This window comes from Micromonospora sp. NPDC048986 (assembly GCF_040649335.1).
GTDB lineage: Bacteria > Actinomycetota > Actinomycetes > Mycobacteriales > Micromonosporaceae > Micromonospora > Micromonospora alfalfae.
The window spans coordinates 121,707-147,393 of sequence record NZ_JBEZFJ010000004.1 but is presented as its reverse complement, the minus strand read 5'-3'; the positions used below and the strand labels follow the sequence as shown (position 1 = coordinate 147,393).

At 69.3% G+C, this 25,687-nt stretch carries 25 protein-coding genes; 12 read left to right on the top strand and 13 right to left on the bottom strand.

Annotated features, from left to right (window positions below; genetic code table 11):
* Positions 1-23 precede the first annotated feature (23 nt).
* From AB0B94_RS10955 to AB0B94_RS10930, 6 genes are all read left to right on the top strand, one after another.
* Entirely contained in the window at positions 24-689 is a 666-nt protein-coding gene (locus tag AB0B94_RS10955; RefSeq protein ID WP_357271454.1) for a TetR family transcriptional regulator, read from the top strand.
* A gap of 56 nt (positions 690-745) precedes the next feature.
* Positions 746-1,630, top strand: coding sequence for a S41 family peptidase (locus AB0B94_RS10950; RefSeq protein ID WP_357271451.1), 885 nt, complete (start codon positions 746-748; stop codon positions 1,628-1,630).
* Positions 1,631-1,885: 255 nt separating this feature from the next.
* Entirely contained in the window at positions 1,886-2,263 is a 378-nt protein-coding gene (locus AB0B94_RS10945) for a DUF2089 domain-containing protein (protein WP_357271448.1), read from the top strand.
* 74 nt (positions 2,264-2,337) lie between these two features.
* On the top strand, positions 2,338-2,520 hold the full coding sequence (locus AB0B94_RS10940; RefSeq protein ID WP_357271445.1) for a hypothetical protein: 183 nt from the start codon (positions 2,338-2,340) through the stop codon (positions 2,518-2,520).
* Positions 2,521-2,531: 11 nt separating this feature from the next.
* On the top strand, positions 2,532-2,954 hold the full coding sequence (locus AB0B94_RS10935) for a hypothetical protein (RefSeq protein ID WP_357271442.1): 423 nt from the start codon (positions 2,532-2,534) through the stop codon (positions 2,952-2,954).
* Positions 2,955-3,211: 257 nt separating this feature from the next.
* Positions 3,212-3,883 (top strand): hypothetical protein, encoded by a 672-nt coding sequence (locus AB0B94_RS10930; RefSeq protein WP_357271439.1) that lies wholly within the window; start codon positions 3,212-3,214, stop codon positions 3,881-3,883.
* A 71-nt stretch (positions 3,884-3,954) separates the two neighbouring features.
* Here the strand turns inward: AB0B94_RS10930 and AB0B94_RS10925 are convergent, their stop codons facing one another.
* A complete protein-coding gene (locus AB0B94_RS10925; protein WP_357271436.1) occupies positions 3,955-4,287 on the bottom strand; it encodes a hypothetical protein in 333 nt (110 codons plus the stop codon).
* Between the two features lie 78 nt (positions 4,288-4,365).
* On the opposite strand from AB0B94_RS10925, the gene AB0B94_RS10920 reads away from it, so the two are divergent.
* Complete coding sequence (locus AB0B94_RS10920) at positions 4,366-4,755, top strand: hypothetical protein (RefSeq protein ID WP_357271433.1); 390 nt, start codon at positions 4,366-4,368, stop codon at positions 4,753-4,755.
* Between the two features lie 42 nt (positions 4,756-4,797).
* Here the strand turns inward: AB0B94_RS10920 and AB0B94_RS10915 are convergent, their stop codons facing one another.
* Entirely contained in the window at positions 4,798-5,139 is a 342-nt protein-coding gene (locus AB0B94_RS10915) for a GlsB/YeaQ/YmgE family stress response membrane protein (protein WP_357271430.1), read from the bottom strand.
* Between the two features lie 196 nt (positions 5,140-5,335).
* On the opposite strand from AB0B94_RS10915, the gene AB0B94_RS10910 reads away from it, so the two are divergent.
* Positions 5,336-5,989 carry a hypothetical protein gene (locus tag AB0B94_RS10910; protein WP_357271427.1) on the top strand — a complete coding sequence of 218 codons (654 nt, stop codon included), beginning with the start codon at positions 5,336-5,338 and terminating at the stop codon, positions 5,987-5,989.
* A gap of 7 nt (positions 5,990-5,996) precedes the next feature.
* Here AB0B94_RS10910 and AB0B94_RS10905 read toward each other — a convergent pair whose 3' ends face one another.
* The 3 genes from AB0B94_RS10905 to AB0B94_RS10895 form a co-directional block, all read right to left on the bottom strand.
* Positions 5,997-6,452 carry a hypothetical protein gene (locus AB0B94_RS10905; RefSeq protein WP_357271424.1) on the bottom strand — a complete coding sequence of 152 codons (456 nt, stop codon included), beginning with the start codon at positions 6,450-6,452 and terminating at the stop codon, positions 5,997-5,999.
* Positions 6,453-6,764: 312 nt separating this feature from the next.
* Positions 6,765-7,157 (bottom strand): hypothetical protein, encoded by a 393-nt coding sequence (locus tag AB0B94_RS10900; RefSeq protein WP_357271421.1) that lies wholly within the window; start codon positions 7,155-7,157, stop codon positions 6,765-6,767.
* A gap of 350 nt (positions 7,158-7,507) precedes the next feature.
* Positions 7,508-7,669, bottom strand: a complete 162-nt coding sequence (locus tag AB0B94_RS10895) for a hypothetical protein (RefSeq protein ID WP_357271418.1) — start codon at positions 7,667-7,669, stop codon at positions 7,508-7,510.
* A gap of 390 nt (positions 7,670-8,059) precedes the next feature.
* Here AB0B94_RS10895 and AB0B94_RS10890 point away from each other — a divergent pair, with 390 nt between their 5' ends.
* The gene (locus AB0B94_RS10890) at positions 8,060-8,542 is read left to right on the top strand and encodes a hypothetical protein (RefSeq protein ID WP_357271415.1); all 483 of its coding nucleotides are present in this window, start codon (positions 8,060-8,062) and stop codon (positions 8,540-8,542) included.
* Between the two features lie 247 nt (positions 8,543-8,789).
* On the opposite strand, the gene AB0B94_RS10885 is transcribed toward AB0B94_RS10890, so the two are convergent.
* The 4 genes from AB0B94_RS10885 to glgX form a co-directional block, all read right to left on the bottom strand.
* The gene (locus AB0B94_RS10885) at positions 8,790-10,022 is read right to left on the bottom strand and encodes a hypothetical protein (RefSeq protein WP_357271412.1); all 1,233 of its coding nucleotides are present in this window, start codon (positions 10,020-10,022) and stop codon (positions 8,790-8,792) included.
* A 662-nt stretch (positions 10,023-10,684) separates the two neighbouring features.
* Positions 10,685-12,409, bottom strand: coding sequence for a malto-oligosyltrehalose trehalohydrolase (gene treZ / locus AB0B94_RS10880; protein ID WP_357271410.1), 1,725 nt, complete (start codon positions 12,407-12,409; stop codon positions 10,685-10,687).
* Positions 12,406-14,712, bottom strand: a complete 2,307-nt coding sequence (gene treY / locus AB0B94_RS10875; protein ID WP_357271407.1) for a malto-oligosyltrehalose synthase — start codon at positions 14,710-14,712, stop codon at positions 12,406-12,408. The genes treZ and treY overlap by 4 nt, the downstream gene beginning before the upstream one ends.
* Before the next feature lies 1 nt (position 14,713).
* Positions 14,714-16,831: a glycogen debranching protein GlgX gene (gene glgX / locus AB0B94_RS10870; RefSeq protein ID WP_357271404.1), complete on the bottom strand. Its 2,118-nt coding sequence runs from the start codon at positions 16,829-16,831 to the stop codon at positions 14,714-14,716.
* Positions 16,832-17,147: 316 nt separating this feature from the next.
* Between glgX and AB0B94_RS10865 the strand changes: the two genes are divergently transcribed.
* Positions 17,148-18,587 (top strand): glycosyltransferase family 4 protein, encoded by a 1,440-nt coding sequence (locus AB0B94_RS10865; protein WP_357271401.1) that lies wholly within the window; start codon positions 17,148-17,150, stop codon positions 18,585-18,587.
* 207 nt (positions 18,588-18,794) lie between these two features.
* Positions 18,795-19,256 carry a hypothetical protein gene (locus AB0B94_RS10860; RefSeq protein ID WP_357271398.1) on the top strand — a complete coding sequence of 154 codons (462 nt, stop codon included), beginning with the start codon at positions 18,795-18,797 and terminating at the stop codon, positions 19,254-19,256.
* Positions 19,257-19,521: 265 nt separating this feature from the next.
* Here AB0B94_RS10860 and AB0B94_RS10855 read toward each other — a convergent pair whose 3' ends face one another.
* The 4 genes from AB0B94_RS10855 to AB0B94_RS10840 form a co-directional block, all read right to left on the bottom strand.
* Complete coding sequence (locus tag AB0B94_RS10855) at positions 19,522-20,805, bottom strand: citrate synthase (protein ID WP_238672068.1); 1,284 nt, start codon at positions 20,803-20,805, stop codon at positions 19,522-19,524.
* A 185-nt stretch (positions 20,806-20,990) separates the two neighbouring features.
* Complete coding sequence (locus AB0B94_RS10850) at positions 20,991-23,045, bottom strand: sulfatase-like hydrolase/transferase (protein ID WP_357271395.1); 2,055 nt, start codon at positions 23,043-23,045, stop codon at positions 20,991-20,993.
* Complete coding sequence (locus tag AB0B94_RS10845) at positions 23,038-24,468, bottom strand: methyltransferase domain-containing protein (protein ID WP_357271392.1); 1,431 nt, start codon at positions 24,466-24,468, stop codon at positions 23,038-23,040. Before AB0B94_RS10845 ends, AB0B94_RS10850 begins: the two co-directional genes overlap by 8 nt.
* 17 nt (positions 24,469-24,485) lie before the next feature.
* Positions 24,486-24,635: a hypothetical protein gene (locus AB0B94_RS10840; protein ID WP_165947858.1), complete on the bottom strand. Its 150-nt coding sequence runs from the start codon at positions 24,633-24,635 to the stop codon at positions 24,486-24,488.
* Between the two features lie 201 nt (positions 24,636-24,836).
* Between AB0B94_RS10840 and AB0B94_RS10835 the strand changes: the two genes are divergently transcribed.
* A complete protein-coding gene (locus AB0B94_RS10835; protein WP_357273825.1) occupies positions 24,837-25,685 on the top strand; it encodes an arginase family protein in 849 nt (282 codons plus the stop codon).
* Positions 25,686-25,687: the final 2 nt, after the last annotated feature.

Sequence of the window (25,687 nt, the reverse complement as noted above, 5' to 3'; positions counted from 1 at the left end):
GTACCTAAGCTAGGGTTGGCGTCATGACGTTCCAGCGGGCGCGCAGCGAGGAGCAGCGCGAGGTCCGGCGCCGGGCGATCCTGGAGACGACCTCGGCAATGCTCGACGAGATGCCGGTGGCCGAGGTGACCCTCAACGAGCTGAGTCGTCGGGTCGGCCTGGCCAAGACGGCGGTGCTGCGCTATTTCGAGTCCCGCGAGGCGGTGCTGCTCGACCTGCTGGACGACCGGACGACGACCTGGCTGGCCGAGCTGGACCAGGAGCTGGCCCACGGGGTCGACCTGAGCCGGCCCGCAGCGGAACGGGCGGAACAGACCGCCGACGTGCTCAGCCGCTCGCTCGCCGCCCACACGGTGCTCTGTGACCTCTTCGGCGCGCAGGGCGGGGTGCTCGAACACAACGTCTCCGTCGAGGCGGTCCGCCGGCACAAACGGGCCGCGCTGGGCAACCTCGCGGTGATGGCCGACCTCGTCCGGCGGCATCTGCCGGAGCTCGGCGACAACGCCGAGCTGTTCTGCCTGAACGCCCTCATGATGGCTGGCGCACTGTCCGCCTACACCTCGCCGCCGCCGAGCCTGCTCGCCGTCTACGAGTCCGAACCGGCGCTCGCCGTCCACCACGTCGACCTGCGGACAGCCCTGCGGGTCGCGATCATCACGTCGCTCGTGGGCATGCTGCCGCGCCCCTGATTCGTTGCGGGAAACTCGGTGGCCATAAGGCTGGTTGCGGTCTACCGTGGCCCGCCATGCTCTCAAACGAACAGATCATCGGACAGGCCCTGGACCGGATCGAGGCCGGGTACGTCTTCCCCGAGAAGGTCGCGGACATCGACGCCGCGATCCGCCGTCGTCTCGCGGCAGGTGAGTACCACGACCTGGACGGGCCGACGCTCTGCGAGACGGTGACGGCCCACCTTCAGCAGGCGTGTCCGGACAAGCATCTGCGGCTGCTGTGGTCGGAGCAGCCGCAGTCGCTGGATCCCGCCGACGAGGACGGTGGGCGGGCCGCGTTCCTCGCGCTCCTCAGGACGGAGAACCAGGGAATCCGCCGGGTCGAGCACCTGGACGGCAACGTCGGTCTCATCGACGTGCGGCGCATCGCGTACGCCGACGAAGGCGCCGCCGCGATCGGCGCGGCCATGCAACTGGTCGCCCTCAGCTGCGCGCTCATCCTGGACCTGCGCGCCTGCTCCGGCGGAACACCGGAGGGCGCCGCGATGTGGTGCAGCTACTTCTTCCGCGACGACCAGGTGCACCTCAACGACTTCTACGAGCGGTCCACCGGCGCCACCCGCCAGTTCTGGACGACCGCGCACCTGCCCGCACCGCGCTACGCGGACCGCCCGGTCTCCGTGCTCACCAGCGCGATGACGTTCTCCGGGGGCGAGGACGTGGCGTACACCCTGCAGGCGCACGGCCGGGCCGTGGTCGTCGGTGAGACGACGCGTGGCGGCGCGCACCCGACGGCCCGCCACCCGGTCACCGCACACATCCTCGTGACAGTGCCGACCGCCCGGACCATCAACAGCGTCACCGGCACCAACTGGGAGGGCGTCGGAGTGGTCCCCGACGTACCCGTCCCGGCAGACCAGGCACTCGACACGGCGCTCAAGGCCATCTCGGGCACCTAGGCACACGCGTCGGCGGCCGTCCACCCGAGAACGGCACGACGACACAGCGCCGGGATGTCGCCGCGGCTCGTCGCCGGGACGTCGCCGCGGCCCGGCGTGATCAACTCGGGTTCCGTGAAACCGGGGTGTCCGCCGAGCCGGGACACCCCGGTTTCCGTGACAGCGAGTGAATCACCCGCCGCGCCTGGAGTCGGAATTAAGAAAGTTAAGTCCCACACCTTGGACGTTCAGGATTCTTAAGCTACAACTTTAGGTATGACAGAACAGGCGATGGACTGGCAGGAGCTGACCAGCCTGACTCGGGGGCAGCCGTTGGTCGTCGAGCGGGTGCGCCTGGCGAGCAACGGCGTCGCGATCGAGGGCGAGTTCGAGCTGCCGCAGCTGGCTCAGCTCAACGTCGAGGACCAGGTCTTCGTCACGGCGTTCGTGCGCAGCCACGGTTCGATCAAGGAGATGGAACGCATCTTCGGGGTGAGCTACCCGACGATCAAGTCACGTCTCAACCGGATCACCCAGATGCTCGACTTCGTCGAGACCGACCCGGCACCGTCGCGGGCCGACATCATCGACCGGTTACGCCGCGGTGAGATCACCGCACAGCAGGCGTTGACCGAGCTGGGCGGCCGGACGTGATGCCGCAGCTGGTGACCGTCAAGGTCAACCGCCCAGACCGTCGGCCCCTCCGCTTCTGGGTTCCGGTGCTCCCCGTGGCGCTCCTGCTCTTTCCGGTCGTGGTCCTGGTCGTGCTCGCCGCGATTGTGGCCTGCCTGGTGTTCCGCATCGGTGTGGTGCGGGCACTCGGCGCTGGTTGGCGCGTCATCTCCGCGCTGCCCGGCGCCCGCTTCGACATCGAGCACTGCCGCACGGCAGTGCTCGTGGCTATCCGATAGGAGAGGTTCGCATGACCGAACAACGCAAGGACATCCTCGACATGCTGGCCGCCGGCACGATCACCGCGGAGGAGGCGGAGCAGCTCATCGCGGCCCTCGAACGGGACGAGGCACCGGTGCTGGCAGGCCACGACGCCAGGCCTAAGGGCAAGGTGAAATACCTGCGGGTGGTGGTGGACGCCACCGACAACGGCGAGCCGTCGCGGGTCAACGTGCGAGTGCCACTGCAACTGCTGCGAGCCGGCGTACGGCTGGCGGCGCTGGTCCCGCCGCAGGCCCTGGTCAAGGCCAACGCCTCACTCAGCGACTCGGGTGTGCCGATCGACCTGACGCAGCTCAAGCCCGAGCAGTTGGAGGCGCTCGTGGAGCACCTCGACGACGTGACGGTGGAGGTGGACTCCCCCGATGCCACAGTGCGGGTCTTCTGCGAATAGGCGTCGTCCGATGGGACGGCCCCTCGAGAGGGTGCTGGAACACCCTCCCGAGGCTGCGCCCGCCGCAGCGGAGCACAGGTGAACTGCCAACCTGAAGTCTAGCCACTCACCGGCAACCAGCGGAGGGACCACTCGGACGGGTGGTCCCTCCGCTGTCCCACCAGCCGGGCCGCATGTCGGCAATCCGTCGTTGTCCGGGCGTCGGGCGATTCCGTAGCGTCGCGGCTACGCATCGATGCCCAGCGGAAGGACCCCTCGTGACCGAACTCGTCGCTCCGCAGCTCGTCGTGAACAGCAGAATGATCTACTTCGGTTGGCTGCCGGCCGACCCCGAGGCGGTGGCCGCCCTGGTGCCGAACGGGCTCACGCCGGCACCGAACCACCAGGTCTTCATGAACCAGTATGTCGTCGACGACGCGGGGCAGACCTCCGGCTTCGGCGCGTACTCGCTGACGTACATCGGGCCGGACCTCTCCGGGGTCGACGCTCCCGACGGCGTCACGCCCGGGCGCTGGTGGAGCCATTACTTCAACTCCAGCCCGGCCGTCCGGGCCTACGCCGCCGCCCGGGGCGTGCCGGCGACCCCGGGCAAGACCACCATCGAGGTACGCGGGCATCGCCTGATCGCCACCACCGAGGCGGACGGCGTACCCCTGATCAGGACGACGGCCCGCGTCGGGCGCACCGGCGACGCGGTCAACCAGGGCCAACTGCGCTACCTCACCCGGCTGGACGGCCGGCTGCACAGCGGCAACTACCCGTTCGTGGCCGAGCCGGTCGACCCGTTCGATGTGGAGTCGGTGGAGTTCCTCGCACCCGACCACCCGGTGTACGCGCTGCGTCCGGCCGATCCGCTGGAAATCGTCTGGGGCTTCTACTCACCGCGCGCGTCGTTCGCCTACCCGGGCGGCGAGTCCCTGCTCGACTGAGCCCTTCTCTTTCCCGGCCGGCTCGGGCACTGACACCCCTGATATTGCCCGGATCTTCAGGCCGACGCGGATCAGCTGGGCGGGGGCGGGCACTCCAGGACCGCGATCGAGTTGCCGGCGAACAGTCCCAGGTGCGGGTGCCCGGAGAAGATCTGAACCGCCTCGTCGTGCGAGCCCGCTTCGACAATGGTGTAGCCGGTCAGCGCGTCGGTGAAGTTCTCGACACCCTGCGCGGTGACCAGCTTCTTCGCGTTCAGCGGAGCGCCGGGGTCGACGATCGCCTTTTCGTGGGCCTGCGCCCACGACGCCCAGGCGTTCATGAACTCGGTCTGCTGCTGTTCGGTGATTTCGGCCTTGCCGGCCTCATCAGCCGCGCCGCTGAAGAGTGCGAGGAACCTGCCCATCCCCGCATCCTAACGGCGGCCCGGCCAGGTCGCCCGAGCCACGATCTCAGGTTGCCCGCCGATGGCATCATCGATCCGATGAACGTTCGTCGCCTGGCGGCCATCGACATGTACGGCAGCCGAGGAACCACGCGCCGACGGCGGATCATTCTGGCCGAGTTCCTCGTCGGCGTGGTGCTGATGGTGACGTGGGGCTGCTGGCTGCTGGCGTCAGCGAACGGCTCCGGCACCCGAGCATTCGGCCTGTGGTTGGTCGGCGCGGGCCTCAACTACGCGCCACTGTCCCTGTACGCGCTCGCACTGATGCGGCCCGGCGCCCTCGACGCCGAGTTGACCGGCGTCGACACCGACGGGGAACTGCGCCGGTACACAGTGCTTCAGCTCTGGGTGTTCGTGCCGCTCGCCCTCGTCGTGTCCGCCATCCGCGACGCGCTCGCCCGGCGCAGGACGCGGACGACAGCTCCCTGACCACCGCGCAAACCGGTGGACTACCTGACATGGTTCGGCTGGTCAGCTCTTGGCCTGGCTGCGACGGACCCGCCGACGGGGCTTGTCGTCGCCGCCGGCTAGCCGGGTGAAGGTGAGCATGTTCGCCAGCGCCACGGCGATGATCGCGAGGCCGACCTGGATCCCGAGCACCACCCAGTCCCAGCGCAGCACCCACACCCGGACGCCCGCTCCGTCGTCTATGCCGAGCGCCCTGGCGACCACTGTGCCCAGCACCGCCGAGCCGACGCCGATGACGAACGTGGCGACGACGCCGATCCGTTGCCTCCCCGGCAGGATGAGTCGACCGAGCAGGCCGACGAGGGCACCGATGAGCACCGCGCCGAGATAACCGGTTACCAGCATTGCCGTCTCCCCTCCAGCAGTGCCCAGATACATGCCCGAATCTCACGTTCCCGGAAACCCCGCCCCGGTCGCGGTCCGGTTCGAGGCTCGCCGGTGGTTGGTCGCTCGCGCACAGCACACCGATGATCAGGGCGGTGGGACTGTCGCTCTGATCCACTACGCTGCCGGAGCTTTGACACCTGAGCGGAGGACGCACATGGCCCGCCCCTACAAACCCGGCCCGAGGCAGTTCGTCTTCGCCGTCGGTGATGGCAACGATCACCACGCCTCGGTGGGCGACCCTCAGGAGGCCTACGTCGCGTTCTCCGCGTTCTTCCGGGGCCGAGAGTCCGACACCTACACCGTCACCGACCAAGCGGCGCGGCAGAGTTTGGTCCTCATGCCCAGCCTGGGAGTGATCTCCCGGATCACTGACGCGGACCACCCTCGGTCCGAACACCTCCGGGTCGACAGACCCAACCGCTACCTGCCGAGCGCGATGCTGTTCTTCGAGAACGGGTACGCCGGCCTCGACCACTTCGGCCAGTGGTTCTCCGACCTCGCCGACCTCGACGCGGCACCGCAGATCCAGGGTGCCGCCCGCGCCGCCACGTTCACCACCGAGGCAGCCGCGATCGACGAGGTGGGCCGGATCTGGGCGGATTCCGGCTACGTCGACCCGACCGACCAGTACTACATCTTCTTCGACTCGCATGACATCGACGACGACCGGGCCGAACGAGCCGAACTGCTCACGTTGATCGAGTTCCTCGGTCTCGAACGGGTCGACGCCCCGGCCGATGCCGCCGGGGGCGAGGTCTGGGTGCGCTCCGACCCACGCCTCGACGCCGAGTGCGAACAGTGGTCGTGACCTGAGCTCAACGGGTGAGGCCGACCAGCGTGGCCAGTCGCGCCACGCCGGCCGGCGCCGGCTGCGCACGGGCGACATCGGCGATGAGGGTACGCGCCAACGGCCGGCACCGGACCTCAGCCGGCGCGATGCTGTCCGCGTCGACGAGCGCGCGTGCCGCCACGCGCAGGTCACCCACCTGGAGGTACGCCCGCGCGGCGTCGACCAGGTACGCGCCCCGATGTTCGGCCGGCAACCGCCGCCACCCCTCCCGCCGCACCACAGTCGAGTGCCGTCGCAACGCCTCGACGGCGTCACCCCGCTGCGCCGCCACGAGCACCCGCGCCAGCTCGACGGCGACCGGCCCGAAGCTGCTGCGGTGCATGTCGTCGTACCCCCTCAGGCTGGCGGCGATCCCTGCCGCCCGGTCGGTCAGCTCGCCGGCGCGGCGGTGCTCGCCACAGCCGGCGGCGCGCCTCGACAAGCGCTGTCATTTGAATGAGAAATCGCTCGAGCGCTGCTCCGCTTGATGGTTCAGCGCGCTCGACCCTGGTGCCGGCCTTCTCAGCAGTCGGTCCAACTCGCTGGGCGCAGTCGAGAATCGGTGGTGGAGCCCACGACGAGGCCGTTGTCGGCGATTGCCCACGACACTCATAGCGACGCAGAACCTCGATGACGGTGCTCCCGGGAAGGACCACCTTCATACGGGGTTCTGCGGGCAACGAATCCGGGCGCGTCCGGACCGCTGATCGAGCCAGCTACTCCAAGCCACTACTCGGAAAGGCCCAGTGGAGGATCAGCAGGGGGTCAGCTGCCAAGTCACCTTCGTCACGTTGACCGGTATATACAGGTCGCCCCCGGTCCCGCCGGCAGGAGCGCAGTTCTTGAAGGGAGTCGACGAGCCAAAAGTGAACCCGGATATTACGGCGTCGCGGCCTGTGCCGTTGTAGAAGCTGAATCCCTGGATGCTGCCGGTCCACTCGCTGTTGGTCGTCAGGGACGGCGTCTCCACGGGACCCTGCGGCGGGTGATTCCAGTTGGGCCAGATGCAGAGCATGCCCTGCGGGCAGTTCCCGGACCCCGAGCCTTGTATCGACACTCCGGGTGCTGCCGCCGAGGCGGCGGGGGCGGTGGCCAGCGCGCCTGCGACGGACGCGGTGATGGCGATGACGATGGATTTCAACAGCACGGTTCACCTGCTCTCATATAGATGCCTGTCGTTGCAGATTTAAACTACCGGTGGAAAATTGACAGGTCAAGAACCTGAACCGACGTAGTCCGGGCGGGCCACTCGGAAGCTGGCGTCCACCTGAGTCTGATGACGATTGAGGCAGTTTCAGAGTGGTATCTGTCGGATGGCACCACGGCCTGCCCGCATCCGATCACCGCCCACGGTGGAGCCGACCGTGCTCTCACCCGACGGCGCCCCGCTCGATCTTGTCCACCCAGCTCTTCGACCTGCGCAACCGGTCGGCAAGCATCTACTGCGTCATCGACCACCGCACCCGCCAGCTCGCCACGCGACGGCCGATCGGGAGGTCATCGTTGGTCACGCCGCCACCGCCGGTCCGGGACCGCGCGGGTCGTGTCATCAACGGGTACGCGCTCCGCCTCGGCCTGAGCCAGAAGGCGCTGCTTGGCGGCCTCCCGCTCGGCCGCCTCGCTGTTGCTCTCCGGAGCGTTGTCGTCCAGACCGCTCATCGCCGCCTCCTCCGGTGGAGGCCCAGCAGCTCTGGATCGACCGTTGCCGCGCTGGACCATCAGGACGTGCTCACGTCCCAAACCGGACAGTAGGGCTGATCGGTGATGTCGTGATTACTGGCAGTTATGCGGCCAGGTTTCTGCCGATGCGGCCGGCGAGCAGGCGCAACTCGTCGGGGATGGCTCGGCGCTGGGCGCGCTGGGCCAGGGTCACCGCAACCGACATCTCCCAGAGCCCAACATTGGTTGGTCCGAACCCACAGCCGTTGAGCCCGCACCGTCAGGCGGATCGCCAAGGGTCGCTGCCTCGCGGGCCGCCTCGGCGAGGTGGTCGCGGGTGACATCCAGGCGCCCACTCACTGCCGAGGTCAACGCGGCAGAGAGGTGGAGTTGACCAAGCATCTGTCGCACTCGCTCGTCGTCGGCATCGGCTTGAAGCTCGCTCACAGACCGGTCAGCAGCGCGGGCCGCGACGGCGGCGGACTCGATCGGCAGGCTCTGCGCGTAGGCGAAGCGGGATGCTGCGATCCACGCTGGATCCTCAGTTTGCTCAGCGACCGACCCAGAGAGCCGGGCAGCATTGAGGGCCAGGTGCCGGTATCCGAGGTGCCGCAGGCAGGTAGCAGCTTGGTAGGCCACCCGGACGAACAAGGTGCCGCCTACGGCGGCAGCTTCGAGCAGGAGGCTTGGGAGCGAGCGCGCCATTCCGGGGTAGTTGCAGGAGGTGCGGAACTGCTCGGCGCGACCAATCTCGGCGGTCAACTGCTCCGCTGTGTAGGTCGACGGGCGGCACTCGCCGTCCTCGATTTCGATCAGGGCGGACCAGATGGCTGGCACACACTCGGCTGCGCTCTCACGGGCCGGGTCGCCTGACTCGGTGCCCTGGCCGAGCAGGTCGGCCACCGTGACCTGGAGCGCGGCAGCGAGAGCCACCAGAGTGGAGCGACGATCGATGCGCCCTCGCCCCCGCTCAGTCGCACCTGGAGTACGGCGTAGCAACTCGCGACGCTCGCCTGGTGACCTGGATGAGCCGGGACGGAGGCTCAAAAGTGACGCCCGCACGACGTCCAGATTTGCCGGATGAAGTTCACGCACCCACAGGCCGAGCGATATTCCAAACTCAAGATTGGAGAGCCCAATAGACGTAAGCCGGCTCTCGCTTGATCCGCTCACCTTTTTCGCGCAAGTCCTTAAGCGTTGAGCCGAAGCCAGCAACTGACGACAGAGTACCGAAGATAGCGGAAGAGGTCGGGTCTGATGAGGCCACGGCGGCCGCATAGGCAAAGCCGGCCGACGCCATCAACCACGGCAGGTTCCGCAGAATGACATTCTCTCGCATAGCGCTTTCGAGCCTTGTCACACTGGGACGAAACAGTTCTTCGAAAACCTCGTGCGCTTCCGCCTCAAATGAGGGCTCATCAGGCATGGAGCGGATCAGATGCTCAGTCAAGCGAACGTCTTTCTTGAACGTAGCGAAAGCCTCCTCGTTGTTTCTAATCGAGATAATGTCACTAGAGGAGGCCGCGCCGATGACTGGAGCGAGCACCTCCTGCAAGCAGGAGTAAACTTTCGTCTGCGATGACAAACTCTGGACCACTGCCCCACTGAGCGACCAGTGCCACTTCGACCCTGTCCAGAAGGTGCCGCCGCAAGCATCGGCGGTACTCATCCCTTGCAGCACCGAGGTAAGGTGCAATTGCAATAGGGGTGCGATCCCTTGAGCGACTGCCATACGGCCGTTCATGAACTCTAGCCGGAATCTGTCAACGGTTACCAGTCTCCGCTCATCGAGAATTGGTATATAGCAGTCGGCCATCAGGTCGGAGCCCCCATAGCCCACCTCCCCGATCTCAACGTTGTCATAGAGGTAATTAACTATCGCTTCATTAATTTCTTCATGGGCTCGACTCGTGGTGCGCGTCAGTGGTTCGAATACAACGACGCCGGACTGTATCAAGGGCATAATCGTCCAGATCTCATCGGCCCGACGTTTCAACTGCTGCCTAAACCCACGCTTTGCACCCTCCCACCCGAAAAAGCTACGGTTGTTCTCGTAAAGGAACTCCTGGTGCTCGGTCAATGCGTACAGAAGCGGATCATCGCATATCACGAGATCGGCAAAGAGTGCGCTTGTCTTCACCTCCGAAGTCCAGTCGGTAAGCGAATTCAACGGAACGACAGCAACTTTACCTTCGCGCCTTTCGTCGACGCCGAAATCGGGCCTCGTTCGATAAAAGTCCTCAAGGTTCTGGAGACTTTTCTCCGCGCGTTCAAAATTTCCCAACGAAAACTCAAACCTTGACAGAAAGTCGTCCATGTACGACGAAAACGCCCCAGTGTTTGGATATTGCATGCATGGGCCTCCATCCTTGAGTGCCCTCTATTGAAGCACCCCACCACCACGCGGACCCGGTTCAGTAAACTGACGGCCGTTCACTTCCCCCGCCGCTTGGGCGACGATGGCAGCACGACACCTACGGCCGACGCCAGTGGGGCCGGACGCACTGGGCTGGCGCGAACCGCTCACTGCAGAGCATGACGGAGCAGATCACGGTGTATTCCATGCATCGACACACCTGAGTAACTTTTAGGCGTTTCCGGCAGTGGCAGTCAGCCTCGATTTGCCCACGCCGGCGATGCCGAAGGCAGCGACCGGAGGGGCGATCAAGCTGTTGAGCAGCCTGACGGTTCAGCTCTGAATATTAATACGCGCGCTGGCTCGCCAAGACCGAACTCCAACCTCGATCGACGCCCTCTGACGCGTCAGCTCTCCCGCAGTGTCAAGGCGTTGTTCTCATCTGCCGCGAATCGCACGAGACTCGAGCTAACGGGGTGCTTGGACCAAGCCGTACGCACACAGGCCGAATCGGGAACCCAGGGACAGGTCATCACCCGCGATCTCTACAGCGGCGATTCTAGCTCTAACCGGCCAAGGAACGCCGACACCGATTCAGGCCAGTGCAATTTCTGTCGCGATCCGCGTGCATCGTCCTTCAAGCGATTTGTCGTCTCCCGTCACAGCGCCACGATCGCCGCAGTCTCAGCCGGCAGCTCGATCCGGTCCCGCATCACAGTGACCCCCTCCCCCGTGGCCAGCAGCACGCGCCGCGCCACCCCAGGCAGCGACACCCCCTGCCCCCGCCCGGCGAAGTTGGCCACGACAAGCGTGTCCCCCCGCCGCATCACCAGGAACTGGTCCCCGTGCTGCACCGACACTTCGTGCATCCGTGGATCGGAGAGGTCCGAAGAAGACCGACGCAAGGCGATCAACCGCTGGTAGAACGACAACATCGAGGCATGCTCGGGCTTGTCCAGCTCAGCCCAGTCCAACCGGGACCGTACGAACGTCTCTAGGTCCTGCGGGTCGGGAACGTCCCCCTCCGGCCACCCGTGCGAGGCGAACTCCCGCCGCCGCCCGGTCCGCACCGCGGAAGCCAACTCCGGCTCCGGGTGCGAGGTGAAGAACTGCCACGGCGTGGAGGCAGCCCACTCCTCCCCCATGAACAGCATCGGAGTGAACGGCGCGGTCAACAGCAACACAGCCCCAACGCGGAGCAGCGACGGCGACAGCGAAACGGAGATCCGATCTCCGGTGGCCCGGTTCCCGATCTGATCGTGGTTCTGGAGGTAGGCGACGAGCCGATGCCCAGGCACCCGCGAATCCAAAGGACGCCCGTGGTGCCGGTTACGGAAGCTGGACCAGGTGCCCGCGTGGAAGAACCCGCCCGTCAGCACGTCCGACAGCGTCTCCAAAGATCCGAAGTCGCCGTAGTACCCCTGCCGCTCCCCCGTCAGCAACGTGTGCAGCGCGTGGTGGGCGTCGTCGTTCCACTGGGCGTGCAGGCCGAAGCCGCCCGCCTCCCGAGGTGTGATCAGCCGCGGGTCGTTGAGGTCCGACTCGGCGATCAGCGACAACGGCCGCCCCAGGTGCGTCGACAGTGACTCGACGGAGACCGCCAGCTCTTCCAAGATGGGAACGGCCCGCGAGTCGTGCAGGGCGTGCACGGCGTCCAGGCGTAGGCCGTCCACGTGGTAGTCGCGCAGCCACATGAGCACGCTGTCGATGATGTAGCGGCGTACCTCGTCGGAGTGCGGGCCGTCCAGGTTGACCGAGCGGCCCCAACTGTTGCTCTGCTCGGCGAGGTAGGGCCCGAACTGCGGCGCGTAGGCCCCGGAGGGCCCGAAATGGTTGTAGACAACGTCGAGGATCACCCCCAGCCCCTTGGCGTGGGCGGCGTCGACGAACCGTTTCAGGCCGTCGGGGCCGCCGTAGGGCTCGTGTGGGGCGTACCAGCAGACGCCGTCGTACCCCCAGTTGTGTTCGCCGTTGAAGGCGTTGACCGGGAGCAGCTCGATCAGGTCGACGCCGAGGTTCACCAGGTGGTCGAGGCGGTCGATTGCCGCGTCGAAGGTGCCGTCCGGGGTGAAGGTGCCGATGTGCAGCTCGTAGAGGATGCTGCCGGGCAACTGCCGGCCCGTCCACGAGGAATCGGTCCACTGGAACGCGGAATGGTCGTAGCGGCGGCTGGGCCCGTGCACTCCCGCAGGCTGCCACGGTGACCGGGGGTCGGGCAGTGGGGTTTCGTCGTCGTTCAGCAGAAAGGAGTAGTCGAGGCCGGCGTCGGGCACCTCGACCCGCCACCAGCCGTCGGCGGCGGCGCGCATCTCGTGGTCGGTGTCGCCGGCCAGGCGCAGCCGCACCCGGGTGGCGTCCGGTGCCCAGACGGAGAATTCGGTCATGAAACGGCCTCCTCGGCAGCGGTGGGAGGAGCCAGCAGAGCGACGGGGTAATCGGCCAGGAGAGTGTCCAGCGGCGTCTCTCCGCCACTGTAGACCCGGCCGGTGAACAGGTCCTTCATCTCGTGAACGGGAAGTGACAGGGCTGTGTCGCACCACCCACCGACACGTGCCAGGCCGAGCGGGAGTCGGGTCGCCACGGCGATCACCCCGCCCCGGTCGAAGGCCACCGCGTGCCGGCTCACCGGCCCCTGCGCCGGAACCGGTCGGTAGGTGGTGAACAGCTCCGGGTGCGCCCGCCTCAGCCGCAGGGTCCGCGACACGACGAGCAGCTTCGCCGCTCCGTCGGTGTCGATCGGGGGACGCCAGCCGCCGTCGATGCGTGCCAGCAACTCTCGGCGTACGTCGAAGTCGACAGGGCGGCGGTTGTCCGGGTCGACCAGGGAGTTGTCCCACAGCTCGGTGCCCTGGTAGGTGTCCGGCACCCCGGGCATGGTGAGCTGGATGAGCTTCTGCCCGAGGGAGTTGCACCAGCCGGCCGGGGCGATGGCGGCGGCGAGTTCGGTCAGCTCGTCGTGCAGGCTCGGGTCGTCGTACATCAGGTCGACAACGTCGTGCAGCGCCTGCTCGAAGACCGGGTCCGGGTCCGCCCAACTGGTCGAGGCTCCGGCCTCCCGGGCGGCCTTCTCGACGTACGCGTGCAGCCGTTCCCGTTCGATCGGCCACGCGCCGACGGCAGTCTGCCAGAGCAGGTGGGCGAACGCCGGGTCGGGCAGCGGGGCGTACTCCATCCAGGTCTTGACCTGCTCGACCCACCGGCCCGGCAGCTCGCTGAGCACGGCGAGCCGGGCGCGGACGTCCTCGCCGCGTTTGGTGTCGTGGGTGGAGAGGGTGGTCATGCTGGCCGGCCAGCGGACCTGTTGGGCGGCGGCGAAGCGGTGGAACTCCGCCGGTGGCACTCCGAAGCGGGTGGGGCTGTCGCCGACCTCGTTGAGCGCCACGAACCGGGTCCAGCGGTAGAACGCGGTGTCCTCCACGCCCTTGGCCATCACCGCGCCGGTGAGCTGGGGGAACCGCATGGCCAGCTCGTCGTCGGGGTTGCGCAGCCGTCGGGTGATCGCGTCCAGGGCGGCGGCCAGGTCGGGGCGGCGGCGGCCGGCCTCGGAGCGGGCGGCGGCGAGGTGCCGGGCGCCGTGCGGCGGGTAGCCCCGGTAGACGTCGAACGCGGCGGCCAGCTCGGCGAGCGCCGCGCGGGCCTGCTCGGTGGGCACCTCGGGGGCGAGGGCGGCCAGCCGGGTCAGCTCGGCGGCGAGCAGTCCGGTGGCGGCGGTCAGCTTGGTGGTGTGGGTCAGGTCCTCCCAGGAGGTACGCCGGCCGGCAAGCTGGGTGTCCAGCACCGTGAAGTCGCCCTCGGCGTCGATGTCGATGAAGAGCCCACCGGCCATGGCCAGGGCGTCGTAGCCGGTGGTGCCGTCCACCGGCCAGTCCGGCAGCTCCTCGCCGTACTCCAGGATCTTCTCCACCACCAGCCAGGCGTCGGGGGCGGCGGCGCGCAACCGGGCCAGGTAGCCGGCCGGGTCGCGCAGGCCGTCCGGGTGGTCGACGCGGATGCCGTCGACCTCCCCGGCGGCGGCCCAGCGCAGGATCAGCTCGTGGGTGGCGGCGAAGACCGCCGGGTCCTCCACGCGCAGACCCGCCAGGCCCGCGATGGCGAAGAACCGGCGGTACGTCAGCTCGGCGTCACCGCGCCGCCAGGAGACCAGCTCGTAGTGCTGCCGGTCGTGCACCTCGGCGGCGGTGCCGTCGCCGGTGCCGTCGGCGATCGGGAAGCGGTGCTCGTGGTAGCGCAGCTCCCCGTCGACCAGCTTGAGGTCGTCGAGGGCTGCATCGTCGTCGGCCAGCACCGGCAGCAGCAGCCGGCCCCGGTCCCAGTCGATGTCGAACCAGTCGGCGTACGCCGAGTCGCGCCCCCGGCGCAGCACGTCCCACCAGGCGGGGTTGGCGGCCGGGACGGCGACTCCGGCGTGGTTGGGCACGATGTCGACGACCAGGCCGAGCTGCCTGTCGCGTAGCGCGCGCAGCAGGCGCTGCCGGGCGGCCTCCCCGCCCAGCTCCGGGTTGACGGCCCGGTGGTCGACCACATCGTAGCCGTGCTGGGAGCCGGGCGTGGCGGTCAGCAGTGGGGCGGTGTAGAGGTGGGTGACGCCGAGGTCGTCCAGGTAGTCGACGACCGCGGCGGTGGCGTCCAGGTCGAAGCCGGGGCGGACCTGGATGCGGTAGGTGGAAGTGGGAGGGGTGGCCGGCATGTCAGATCGTCCTCTCCAACACGACGAGGGACCGGTCCGGCACCCGGATGGTGCCGCCCGCGCTGATCACCGTGGCGTCGCCAGGCTCGGGTTCGGCGGTGCTGATCACCCGTTCCCACTTCTGGCCGTACTCGCTGCCGGGCATGGTGAAGTCCAGCGGCGCGTCGTGGGCGTTGAAGCAGAGCAGGAACGACGCGTCGTGGTGCTTCTGCCCGTACTGGCCGCGTTCGCGGATGCCCTCGCCGTTGACGAAGAGCGCCACCGAGCGGCCGAAGTCGTTGCCCCAGTCCTCGCCGGTCATCTCCCGCCCGTCCGGTGTGTGCCAGGCCAGGTCGGGTAGCGGCTCGTCGGTGCCGCGCCCACCCACCGGCAGGCCGGTGAAGAACCGGCGGCGGCGGAACACCTGATGCCGCTTGCGGAAGTCGGTGAGGGTGCGGACGAAGTCCAACAACTGCTCGTCGACGTTGTCCCAGTCGACCCAGGACAGCTCGCTGTCCTGGCAGTAGACGTTGTTGTTGCCGTGCTGGGTTCGGCCCAGCTCGTCGCCGTGACCGATCATCGGCACACCCTGCGACAGCATCAGTGTGGCCAGGAAGTTGCGCCGCTGCTTGGCCCGCAGGGCGAGGACCGCCTCGTCGTCGGTGTCGCCCTCGACCCCGCAGTTCCAGGACCGGTTGTGGCTCTCGCCGTCGCGGTTTTCCTCGCCGTTGGCCTCGTTGTGCTTGTCGTTGTAGGACACCAGGTCGTTGAGGGTGAACCCGTCGTGCACAGTGACGAAGTTGATGCTGTGGAACGGTCGGCGGCCGTCGTCCTGGTAGAGGTCGGCGGAGCCGGAGATGCGGGACGCGAACTCGGCGAGGGTGGCCGGCTCACCGCGCCAGAAGTCCCGCACCGTGTCGCGGTACTTGCCGTTCCACTCCGTCCACAGCGGCGGGAAGTTGCCCACCTGGTAGCCGCCGGGGCCGACGTCCCACGGCTCGGCGATGAGCTTGACCCGGCTGACCACCGGGTCCTGCTGCACCACCTCGAAGAAGGTGGAGAGCCTGTCCACCTCGTAGAACTCGCGGGCCAGGGTGGCGGCCAGGTCGAACCGGAAGCCGTCGACGTGCATCTCGGTCACCCAGTACCGCAGCGAATCCATGATCAGTTGCAGTGAGTGCGGGCTGCGCACGTTGAGGCTGTTGCCGGTGCCGGTGTAGTCGACGAAGTAGCGCCGGTCCTCCTCGCTGAGCCGGTAGTAGCTCGGGGCGTCCACGCCCTTGAAGCTCAGCGTCGGGCCGAGGTGGTTGCCCTCGGCGGTGTGGTTGTAGACCACGTCGAGGATGACCTCGATGCCGGCCGCGTGCAGCGCCTTGACCATGCCCCGGAACTCCTGCACCTGCTGGCCGGTCCGGCCCAGCGCGGAGTAGCCGTGGTGCGGGGCGAAGAAGCCGATGGTGTTGTAACCCCAGTAGTTGCGCAGCCCCAGGTCGACGAGGCGGTTGTCGTGGATGAACTGGTGCACCGGCATCAGCTCGATCGCCGTCACCCCGAGCCGGGTCAGATAGTCGATCATCGGCGGGGAGGCGATGGCCGCGTAGGTGCCGCGCAGCTCCTCCGGGATGTCCGGGTGCCGCATGGTCAACCCACGCACGTGCGCCTCGTAGATCACCGAGTGGTGGTAAGGGGTGCGCGGTGGCTTGTCGTTGCCCCAGTCGAAGTACGGGTTGACCACCACGGACTTCGGCATGAACGGCGCCGAGTCGGTCTCCGACATCCGCTCCGGCTCGTTCAGGTCGTAGTCGTAGACCGCCGGGTCCCACCCCACGTCACCGTCGATGGCCTTGGCGTACGGGTCGATCAGCAGCTTGTGCGGGTTGCAGCGCAGCCCGTTCGCCGGGTCGTACGGGCCGTACACCCGGTAGCCGTAGCGCTGGCCCGGCTCGATGCCCGGCAGGTACGCGTGCCACACGTAGGCGTCCACCTCGCGCAGCTCCACGCGGCGCTCCGCGCCGGTGTCCCACTCGTCGAAGAGGCACAGCTCGATCCGCTCGGCCACCTCGGAGAAGATGGCGAAGTTGGTGCCCATCCCGTCGTAGGTGGCGCCCAGGGGGTACCGCTCGCCCGGCCAGACCTGCATGTCGCTCCTTAGACCATGGTTATGTGCGCACCGGCCGAGATCGCCCGCGCGCACGCAGGTAGTGCCCCCGGCCCGGACGCGCCAATCCATCCTTTCAGGCGGTGGGCGGAAACCACCCGTCTGATGCGCGCTACACCACTCAGGTGTCCTCCGTCACGATGACCCTTTTCGAGGTGCGTTCTTGGTCCCGATGGACTTTCCTTGTTTGGGGGCAAGCGTCCGCGCGCGTCCCGCCAGGCCCTCGGCCACCCCTTACACCTCTCGCTCCGCCGCCACTGACGCCGGCGCGTACCACCATGCATGGACGGAGATTGATGTGACGACCCTGCGGGTCGACGAGCAGTTCGCTGCCACCAAGGACCGGGCCCACCGGCCCACAGTGATCTCCCGGCCCCCCGCGCAGGCCGGTCCCACCGCGCAGCCCGGCACGCCGGTGCCGGCGCAGTCCGGCCCCGGGACTCCCCCGCAGACCCGCCGCATCCTCATGCTGTCCTGGGAGTACCCGCCGGTGCTCGTCGGCGGTCTCGGCCGACACGTGCACGCGTTGTCGGTGGCCCTCGCCGCCGCCGGCCACGAGGTCACAGTCGTCACCCGCCACTGCGAGGGCGCACCCCTGGAGGAGTACGCCGACGGCGTACGCATCCTGCGCGCCCCCGAAGACCCCGTCACCTTCCCCCTCGCCACCGGCTCGCTGCTGGCCTGGACGATGGCCTTCAACCACACCCTGACCCGCACCGCGCTGCGCGCCACCCAGGCCGGCTCCTACGACGTCATCCACGCCCACGACTGGCTGGTCGCCCACACGGCGATGACGGTGCGTGACCACCTGGACATCCCACTGGTCAGCACGATCCACGCCACCGAGGCCGGCCGGCACCAGGGCTGGCTGCCGGAGGAGATGAACCGCACCATCCACGGCGTCGAGCACTGGCTCAGCAGCGAATCCAACCGGGTGATCGTCTGCTCCGGGTACATGCGCGACGAGGTGAACGCGCTCTTCGGCGTACCGGCCGGACGGGTCGACGTGGTGGCCAACGGCGTGGAGCCGCACCGCTGGCGGGTGCCCGCCCGTGCCGTGGCCGCCGCCCGCGCCCGCTTCGCCGGGAACGGCCCGCTGGTCACCTTCGCCGGCCGCCTGGTCTACGAGAAGGGCGTGCAGCACCTGATCGCCGCGCTGCCCCGGCTGCGCGAGCGACACCCCGGGCTGCGTGCCGTGATCGCCGGCGACGGCCCGTACCGCGCCGAACTGGAGGCCGAGGTGCACCGCCGTGGGCTGGGCGGGATGGTCAGCATGCCGGGCTTCCTGGGCGGCACCGACCTGCCGGCGCTGATGGCCGCGTCCGACTGCTTCGCCGTGCCGAGCATCTACGAGCCGTTCGGCATGGTCGCCCTGGAAGGCGCGGCGGCCGGCGCTCCGCTCGCCGTCGCCGCCACCGGTGGCCTCGGCGAGATCGTCGAACCGGGCGTCACCGGAATGACCTTCCGGCCGGACGACCCGGACAGCCTCACCGACGCCGTGGACGCGCTGCTGTCTGATGCCGACCGTTCCCGCGTGATGGCCCGCCGCGCCCGCCGGATGGTTCACGACCAGTACGGCTGGGCCGCCATCGCCCAACGCACCGCCGCCAGCTACGCCGCCGCCATCCACCACGACGCCGCGTTCACCGCCGAGCGCGCCGAGCAGCGGATGTCGCAGGGTCGCGCTCTCCCGGCGCTCCCCGAGGGCAACCTGCTCGCCGCCGCCGGCCTGCGCTGACCCTCGCCGTGCGCGGTTGATCGACTCGGCTTTCTTGAAGTCGGGGTGTCCCGGTGCTCGGGACCCCGCGACTTCCGGAAAGCCGAGTCGATCACGTCGTGGGGAGCGCGCCGCGTAGCTCGGTGTCGGGCGGGCGGCTCGGTGTTGGGCCGTCGGGCCAGGACGCGCAGCCCGGCGCCGGTCGGTGGGGCCTGCCAGAATGTGCGGATGTCTCGTCCTGTCGACGCCCTGGATGCCACCTTCCCGATCGCCGCCTCGATCGCGCTGGACCTGATCCGACGCCCCGAGGTGATTGACCAGTGGTCAAGCCCGAGCGCGCTGCCACACCTGTCCATTGGTGGCCTGGCGTGCCACCTGGGGCGGCAGGCGGTCCGCGCGGCGGAGCTGCTGCCGATGCCGACCGACCTGCCGGTGTTGGAGTCGGCCGACAACCACTACGAGCGGGCCGCCTGGGTGTCCGAGGGTTCCCCGGACAAGGACACTGTCGCCTCCGGCCCCGACGAGGCCGACGCCGCGCGCGGGTCGGCCGACCTGCACGTGCGTTCCGCCCAGGCGCTGGAGGAGGTCGGCGACCTGCTGGTCCGCCTGGCCGTACGCCGCAACGGCCAGTCCGCGTTGATCAGCGCGCTGAGTCGCAGCGAGCGAGCCCGCAACATCGCCGCCTTCTGACCGCCCGCCCCCGCCGCCGACCACCCGGGCCGCCCGGTGCCCGGACCGGGGCCCGACGCCCGGGGCCTGCCCCCGGCATCACCCCGTCCCTGATCGACTCGGCTTCCTGAAAGTCGGGGTGTCCCGGCACGGCGGACACCGCGTCTTCAGAGAAACCCGAGTCGATCATGGGCGGGACGGGGACGGGACAGCTCGGCGCACGGGAACGCGGCAGGCCGCCGACCCGTGAGCGGGTCGACGGCCTGCCGGTGAAGCGAGGAGCGGGTCAGCGCTCGCCGAAGGGGACGTAGTCCCGCTCGGCGGAGCCGACGTAGACCTGCCGCGGACGGCCGATCTTGGTCTCCGGGTCGTTGATCATCTCGCGCCACTGGGCGATCCAGCCGGGAAGCCGGCCGAGCGCGAAGAGCACGGTGAACATCTTGGTCGGGAACCCCATGGCCTTGTAGATCAGGCCGGTGTAGAAGTCCACGTTGGGGTAGAGCCGACGGGAGACGAAGAAGTCGTCGGCGAGGGCGATCTCCTCCAGCTCCATGGCGATGTCCAGCAGCGGGTCGGGCTTGGCCATCCGGCCCATCACGTCCTGCGCGGCCTTCTTGACGATCGCCGCCCGCGGGTCGTAGTTCTTGTAGACCCGGTGGCCGAAGCCCATCAGCTTGACGCCGTCCTGCTTGTCCTTGACCTTACGGACGAAGGACCGGACGTCGCCGTCGCCGGCGTGGATCTGCTGGAGCATCTCCAGCACCGCCTGGTTGGCGCCACCGTGCAGCGGGCCGAACAGCGCGTTCACGCCGGCCGAGACCGAGGCGAACAGGTTGGCGTTGCTGGAGCCGACCAGGCGGACGGTCGACGTGGAGCAGTTCTGCTCATGGTCGGCGTGCAGGACGAAGAGCATGTCCAGCACCTTCGACATCACCGGGTCGACCTCGTACGGCTCCGCCGGCACGCCGAACGTCATGCGCAGCAGGTTGTCCACGTAACCCAGGGAGTTGTCCGGGTACAGCAGCGGCTGACCGATGGACTTCTTGTACGCGTACGAGGCGATGGTGGGAACCTTCGCCATCAGCCGGACCGTGGAGATCTCCACGTGCTCGGAGTCGAACGGGTCCAGGCTGTCCTGGTAAAAGGTGGACAGGGCGCTCACCGCGGACGAGAGCACCGCCATCGGGTGGGCGTCCCGGGGGAAGCCGTCGAAGAAGCGACGCATCTCCTCGTGCAGCAGCGAGTGCCGCCGAATCCACTCGGTGAACTCGGTCAGCTGCTGCTCGGTCGGCAGCTCTCCGTAGATGAGCAGGTAGGAGACCTCCAGGAAGGAGGACTTCTCGGCCAACTGCTCGATCGGGTACCCCCGGTAACGCAGGATGCCCGCGTCGCCGTCGATGTAGGTGATCGCGGATGAGGCAGCGGCGGTGTTGACGAAACCGGGGTCGTACGTGGTCATCCCGGTTTCCTTCAGCAGCTTGCTCACCCCGATACCGGCGGGGCCCTCGACCGCAGGATGCACCGGCATCGACAGCTGCCCACCGGGGTGATCGAGCTTGACTTCCGTCATGTGGTTCCTCGCTTCGCCGGCAGATCTACGTTGAATTGCCTTCGCTTCTACCGTAATTGCGGCTCGGGGGACAACGCCCGCCGTGGTTCGGCGGTGAGGTCTGCGTCACCCGATTCCCGACCGGGCGGCCGGGAAACCCGGCATCCCGCCAACCGGGACCGGGCCGGACCGACCCGGACACCAGGTCACGACAGGGTGAGGCGTCGCAGCGTACCGTCCGTCGCGACCTGGAAGACGTCGAGCTGGTTGGTGCCGGCGTGGAACAGCTTGTCGTCGGTGAGCAGCGCGGCGAACCGGCGTCCGCCGGGGTCGGCCGGCACCACCGGGACGACGGCTCCGATGCGGCCGTTGACGGCGACGGCCAGCAGGGTGCCGTCCGGGATCCGGTCCGGGACGTCACCCCAGACCAGCGCCGGGAGGGTGCCGGTGTCCGGGTCCGTGGCGGTGAACGCGGCCAGGTCGGCGACCCGGGCGCTGCCGGCGGCCGGGCCGGCGCGTACCTCGGTGCCGACCAGCGGATGGGGTGCCGGCAGGGGTGGCGGGGCGGGCACGCCACCGGGGAAGGTGACAGGTTCGCCGGGGCGGTCGTAGAAGTGCTTCGTAGTGTCGGTGCGGGGGGCCTGCCGGGCGGAGCGGCCGTCGACAGGCCAGGGCAACCGGACGCCGGCCTCGTCAGCCACCGTCGGCAGCAGGTCGACGTGTTCCCAGTTGCGGTCGTCCACCCGGCCGGTCTGTTGCCGGGGTTGCTTGACGAACGTCGGCACCCAGGCGACCTCCCCGGCGGCGGCCTTGATGGCGTCCATGCCCCGGCCCTGCGCGCCGGGACGGAAGCTGACCCCGTGGTCGGCGGTCACCACGACGAGGGCCTGGTCGTAGAGGCCGTTGGCGCGCAGCGTCCGCAGCGTCTCGCCGATCAGCCGGTCGGTGTAGCCGAGCTGGGCCAGGTGCCGTTGCCGGGCCAGCTCTACCCAGCCGGCGCCGTCGTTGGGCAGGTCCTCGGGGGCGTCGTAGCGCGCGCCGGACGGCAGGTAGGCCCACGGTGAGTGCGGCATCAGCAGGTGCAGGAAGTGCAGGGTGGGTCGCGCCGTCGGCTTCAGCCCGGCCAGGAAGCTGGTGAACCGGGCCGGTTGGTTGTCGTCCAGGCTGTCCCAGCGGAACTTCGGGTCGGCCGGCACGGGTTCGGCGGCGTCCAGGCCGGCCTCGGCGCGGGTCTGCTCGCGATAGGAGTCTTCCGGGTCGACAGCGCTCTCCGTCGGCCCGGCGACCCGGCCGAGCAGCTTGGCGGTCTCCTGGACCAGCACACCGAGCCCCTGCGCCGGGGCGACCGGCTGCTCGCAGCGGCTGGGCGGGCAGAGCCTGGTGATGCTCTCCTCGGCGCGGATGTCGTACAGGCCGCCGAAGGCGGTGAAGATGTTGTCCGGGTACTGCGAGTAGTGCGGGGCGACCGGCTTGGCCGGGTAGCGGCCGGTGAGCATCGCCGGCAGCGCGTTCGGCGTCCACCCGCTGACCCCTGTGGAGTTGCGGTACCAGGTGGATCCGCCGGCCAGCTCGGCGAAGTGCGGGTACCGCCCGGCGTCGATCCTCCCGTCCGCGCCGAGCAGGCTGACCAGCGGCAGCTCGTCGAGGATCAGCATGACCACCGGTGGGTGCACTGCCGAGCCCTGCGCGGTGCCGGCCGCGCCGCCGTCGCCACGCGGCAGGACCACCGCCGAGGTGGGTGAGGCGAGCAGGAACAGCGCCACGAAGGCCACCGGGCCGGCGGCGGCCAGTCGCAGAACACGACCCGGCGCCCGCCACCGTCGGTGCGCGGCCCCGCCGGCGGCTCCGGCCAGCACGGCCACCAGCAGCAGCGGTACGCCCCGAAGCGGCGTGACGTGTCGGCCCACCTGCACGGCGAGGGCGGCGACCAGCAGCCCCACCAGCGCGGTGTGGGTGATGGCGCGGACGGTCCGGCCGGCCAGTCGGCTCAGCGCGCCGAGCAGCGCCACCGCGACTGTGGGCAGCACCGTCACCAGGGCGAGCAGCAGCAGGATCTGGGCCGAGTCGGCGCGGTGGAAGAGGAAGAAGTCGGGGCTGCGGCCGAGCACGTCCAGCAGTGGCTGGGTAACCACGAGACCGACCAGCGCGACGATCTCCAGCAGCCGACCCACTTCCCCGCGCCAGCCCCGGTGCCACCGGCCGGGAGTCGGGAACCGTCGGTCGGGCGGGGCCGGCCGGTCGACGGAGGGCGGTTCAGCCACCCATCACCGTCCGGTAGAGCGTGCGGGTGCCCGAGGGCAGTTCCAGCCGGTCGGTGATGCGCCCCCGGGCGGCGAGCAGTGTCTCGAAGGCGTCGCGTCGGTAGTCCGGGAAGAGACCGGCGGGCTTGTTGGCCAGCAGCCGGGTCGCCATCTCATCCTCCGGGTGGACGAACTCCACCACCACCGCCCCGCCCGGCGCGGTCAGCCCGGCCAGCCAGTCGATGACCTCCGGCAGCGGCACGTTGCGCCCGATCGCCAGGTGGTGCACCACGGCCAGGGCGAGCACCACGTCGGCGGACGCCCGCTCGGCGAAGCCGGCCCGCTCGACGCCCCGCCAGCCGCCACCCGGCGAGGGGTCGGCCAGGTCCAGCACCAGCGGCAGGATGCGACGCTGCCCCTCGGAGCGCAGCTGTCGGTACAACTCGTCGACGACTGTGGGGTCCTGCTCGACGGCGACCACGTAGTCGGCGTGCCCGGCTGCCAGCCGGGAGTACCGGCCGTCGTTGGCGCCGAGGTCGAGCACCAGGCGGGGGCGGGTGCCGGCGGCGACCGCGGCGGCCACGAACTGCTCCTTCGCCACCCGGTCGCGGGCCGAGTAGCCACAGGTGCGTTGGTAGTCCGACCAGTGGCTCTCGGGTGGGCGGCGGTCCAGCTTGCGGACCAGTTTCTCGATGCCGCGTACGGTGGCGAGCAGCAGCTCCCGGGAGAAGCCGGCGGCCCGCAGTTGGTCGCGGACCTCGGTGGTGCTGGCGGCGGCGTTGCGGTGCTGCATCGCCCCGTGCAGGTGCAGGTGGGTCAGCACGCCGGGGCGCAGCCGGCGGGTGCCGTTGAACAGTGGCCGTAGCTCGTCGGCCTCGATGCCGTCGACCCGGGCGCGCAGCCACGGGTGGAAGTCGACTCCCAGGTGGGCGGTGAGCATCAGCGGGTAGAGCACGGTCTGGCAGAACTGCCGGTAGCCGGCCCACGGTTCGCCGTCGCGGACCGGCTCGAAGGAGCCGATGTCGATGAAGACCGGTTGGGCGCCGCGCCACTGGAGGTTGTACGCCGAGCCGTCCTTCGTGGTGAATCCCTCGCCGAGCGCGGCGGTCAGGATCTCCAGGTGCAGCAGGGCGGCGTCGCGCAGCATGCTGAACGACCACTCGTACGGGTGGGAGACGAACGGGATGCGCTCGTGACGCAGCACGGCGGCCCACGGTGCTCCGGTAGCGGCCGGCACCAGGGTGGGCGGGGCGTCCTCGGTGGCGCAGACCTTGCGCGCGGCGACCAGCGCCGGGAAGAACGTGCTGCCGGTCAGCGCCCGCCAGTGCTCGGCGGCCTGGGGGTCCAGCCCGCGCAGCACCTCGTCGCCGACATGGAAGACCCGGTTGGCGGGGTCGCGGAAGGAGGCCGGCTCGGGCCGTACCTCGGTGGGTGAGATCGCCATCGTCGGGGCTGGCCCGCTCAGCGCTGGTCGGTGGGTTGCCGGCGGAACCTGTCGACCAGCCGTCGCCAGTAGAGTTTGGCGGCGACCGCGGCGCCAGCCACCCCGCCGACGACCGCCTGCACGATCAGGCTGCCGGACCCCGCGTCCAGGTAGGCCAGATGTTCCACCGATCGCTCCTTGCCCTCGCCGCCTCGACACCGGCGTCCCGGGCCGTACACCATGAGGCTTTTGACCCAGAAAGCCGGACTTGTCCATCACCGTACGCCGGTCGTCGTAGCCGTCGCGGGCACATCGGCGTACTCCCAGCCTCGCCACAGAATGTGGCCGGGACCGGCCGATCCCGCCGGTACGCTGCGGACGTGCGCTGGATGATCGTGGACGCGCCGCTGGACTCCTCCGGCGCCGGGCGCGGCGAGGAACGGGCCCCGGCCGCGCTGCGCCGGGCCGGCCTGCGCGAGGCCCTGTCCGCCGACGACGACGGGCGGATCGACGAGGCGCTGGTGCGCGACCCGACCCGGGACCCGGCCAGCGGGGTGATCGGCGCGGCGGGCCTGGTCCGGGCCGGCGGCGCGATCGCCGCGCGGATCGGCGCGCTGATCGCGGACGGCCACCGACCACTGGTGCTCGGCGGCGACTGCGCGATCCTGCCCGGCATCTGCCGGGCCCTGCCCCCGGCGACCGACCTGTGGTTCGTCGACGCCCACCCGGACTTCCTCGACGGCACGACCTCGCCGACCGGTGAGGCCGCCGACATGGACCTCTCGGTGGTCACCGGGCACGGCCCCGCCGCCGCCGTCGGCCCCGATGGCGCGCTGATCGAGCCGAACCGCGTCCACCTGCTCGGGCACCGCCCGGCCACCGACGAGAGCAGCCGGGTCGAGGCAGCCCGGATCGACCCGGCGATCCACCAGATCAACGCCGCCGAGCTGCTGCGCCGGGGCGCGGCGACGGTCGGTGCGAGCCTGGCCGCCAACGGCGACGGACCGGCCTGGCTGCACCTCGATCTGGACGTGGTGGACCCGCGCGACCTGCCCGCGGTGACCTACCCCGAGCCGGACGGCCCGCGCTGGGCGGACCTGATCGCGCTGGTCACGCCGTTGGCGCGCGCCGACCGGCTGCTCGGGATGAGCGTGACCGACCTGAACACCGACGAGGACCCCGACGGGCGGCACGCCCGCCGCGTCGCCGAGGTCCTCACCGAGATGCTGAGCGACTGACA

Coding starts and splice junctions, on each gene's coding strand:
- AB0B94_RS10935 (WP_357271442.1), top strand. CDS start 2,532: ATGACCGAACAACGCAAGGACATCCTCGACATGCTGGCCGCCGGCACG.
- treY (WP_357271407.1), bottom strand. CDS start 14,712: ATGCCGGCCACCCCTCCCACTTCCACCTACCGCATCCAGGTCCGCCCC.
- AB0B94_RS10950 (WP_357271451.1), top strand. CDS start 746: ATGCTCTCAAACGAACAGATCATCGGACAGGCCCTGGACCGGATCGAG.
- treZ (WP_357271410.1), bottom strand. CDS start 12,409: ATGACCGAATTCTCCGTCTGGGCACCGGACGCCACCCGGGTGCGGCTG.
- AB0B94_RS10920 (WP_357271433.1), top strand. CDS start 4,366: ATGAACGTTCGTCGCCTGGCGGCCATCGACATGTACGGCAGCCGAGGA.
- AB0B94_RS10945 (WP_357271448.1), top strand. CDS start 1,886: ATGACAGAACAGGCGATGGACTGGCAGGAGCTGACCAGCCTGACTCGG.
- AB0B94_RS10860 (WP_357271398.1), top strand. CDS start 18,795: ATGTCTCGTCCTGTCGACGCCCTGGATGCCACCTTCCCGATCGCCGCC.
- AB0B94_RS10910 (WP_357271427.1), top strand. CDS start 5,336: ATGGCCCGCCCCTACAAACCCGGCCCGAGGCAGTTCGTCTTCGCCGTC.
- AB0B94_RS10925 (WP_357271436.1), bottom strand. CDS start 4,287: ATGGGCAGGTTCCTCGCACTCTTCAGCGGCGCGGCTGATGAGGCCGGC.
- AB0B94_RS10845 (WP_357271392.1), bottom strand. CDS start 24,468: ATGGCGATCTCACCCACCGAGGTACGGCCCGAGCCGGCCTCCTTCCGC.
- glgX (WP_357271404.1), bottom strand. CDS start 16,831: ATGCAGGTCTGGCCGGGCGAGCGGTACCCCCTGGGCGCCACCTACGAC.
- AB0B94_RS10885 (WP_357271412.1), bottom strand. CDS start 10,022: ATGCAATATCCAAACACTGGGGCGTTTTCGTCGTACATGGACGACTTT.
- AB0B94_RS10955 (WP_357271454.1), top strand. CDS start 24: ATGACGTTCCAGCGGGCGCGCAGCGAGGAGCAGCGCGAGGTCCGGCGC.
- AB0B94_RS10895 (WP_357271418.1), bottom strand. CDS start 7,669: ATGAGCGGTCTGGACGACAACGCTCCGGAGAGCAACAGCGAGGCGGCC.
- AB0B94_RS10835 (WP_357273825.1), top strand. CDS start 24,837: ATGATCGTGGACGCGCCGCTGGACTCCTCCGGCGCCGGGCGCGGCGAG.
- AB0B94_RS10855 (WP_238672068.1), bottom strand. CDS start 20,805: ATGACGGAAGTCAAGCTCGATCACCCCGGTGGGCAGCTGTCGATGCCG.
- AB0B94_RS10915 (WP_357271430.1), bottom strand. CDS start 5,139: ATGCTGGTAACCGGTTATCTCGGCGCGGTGCTCATCGGTGCCCTCGTC.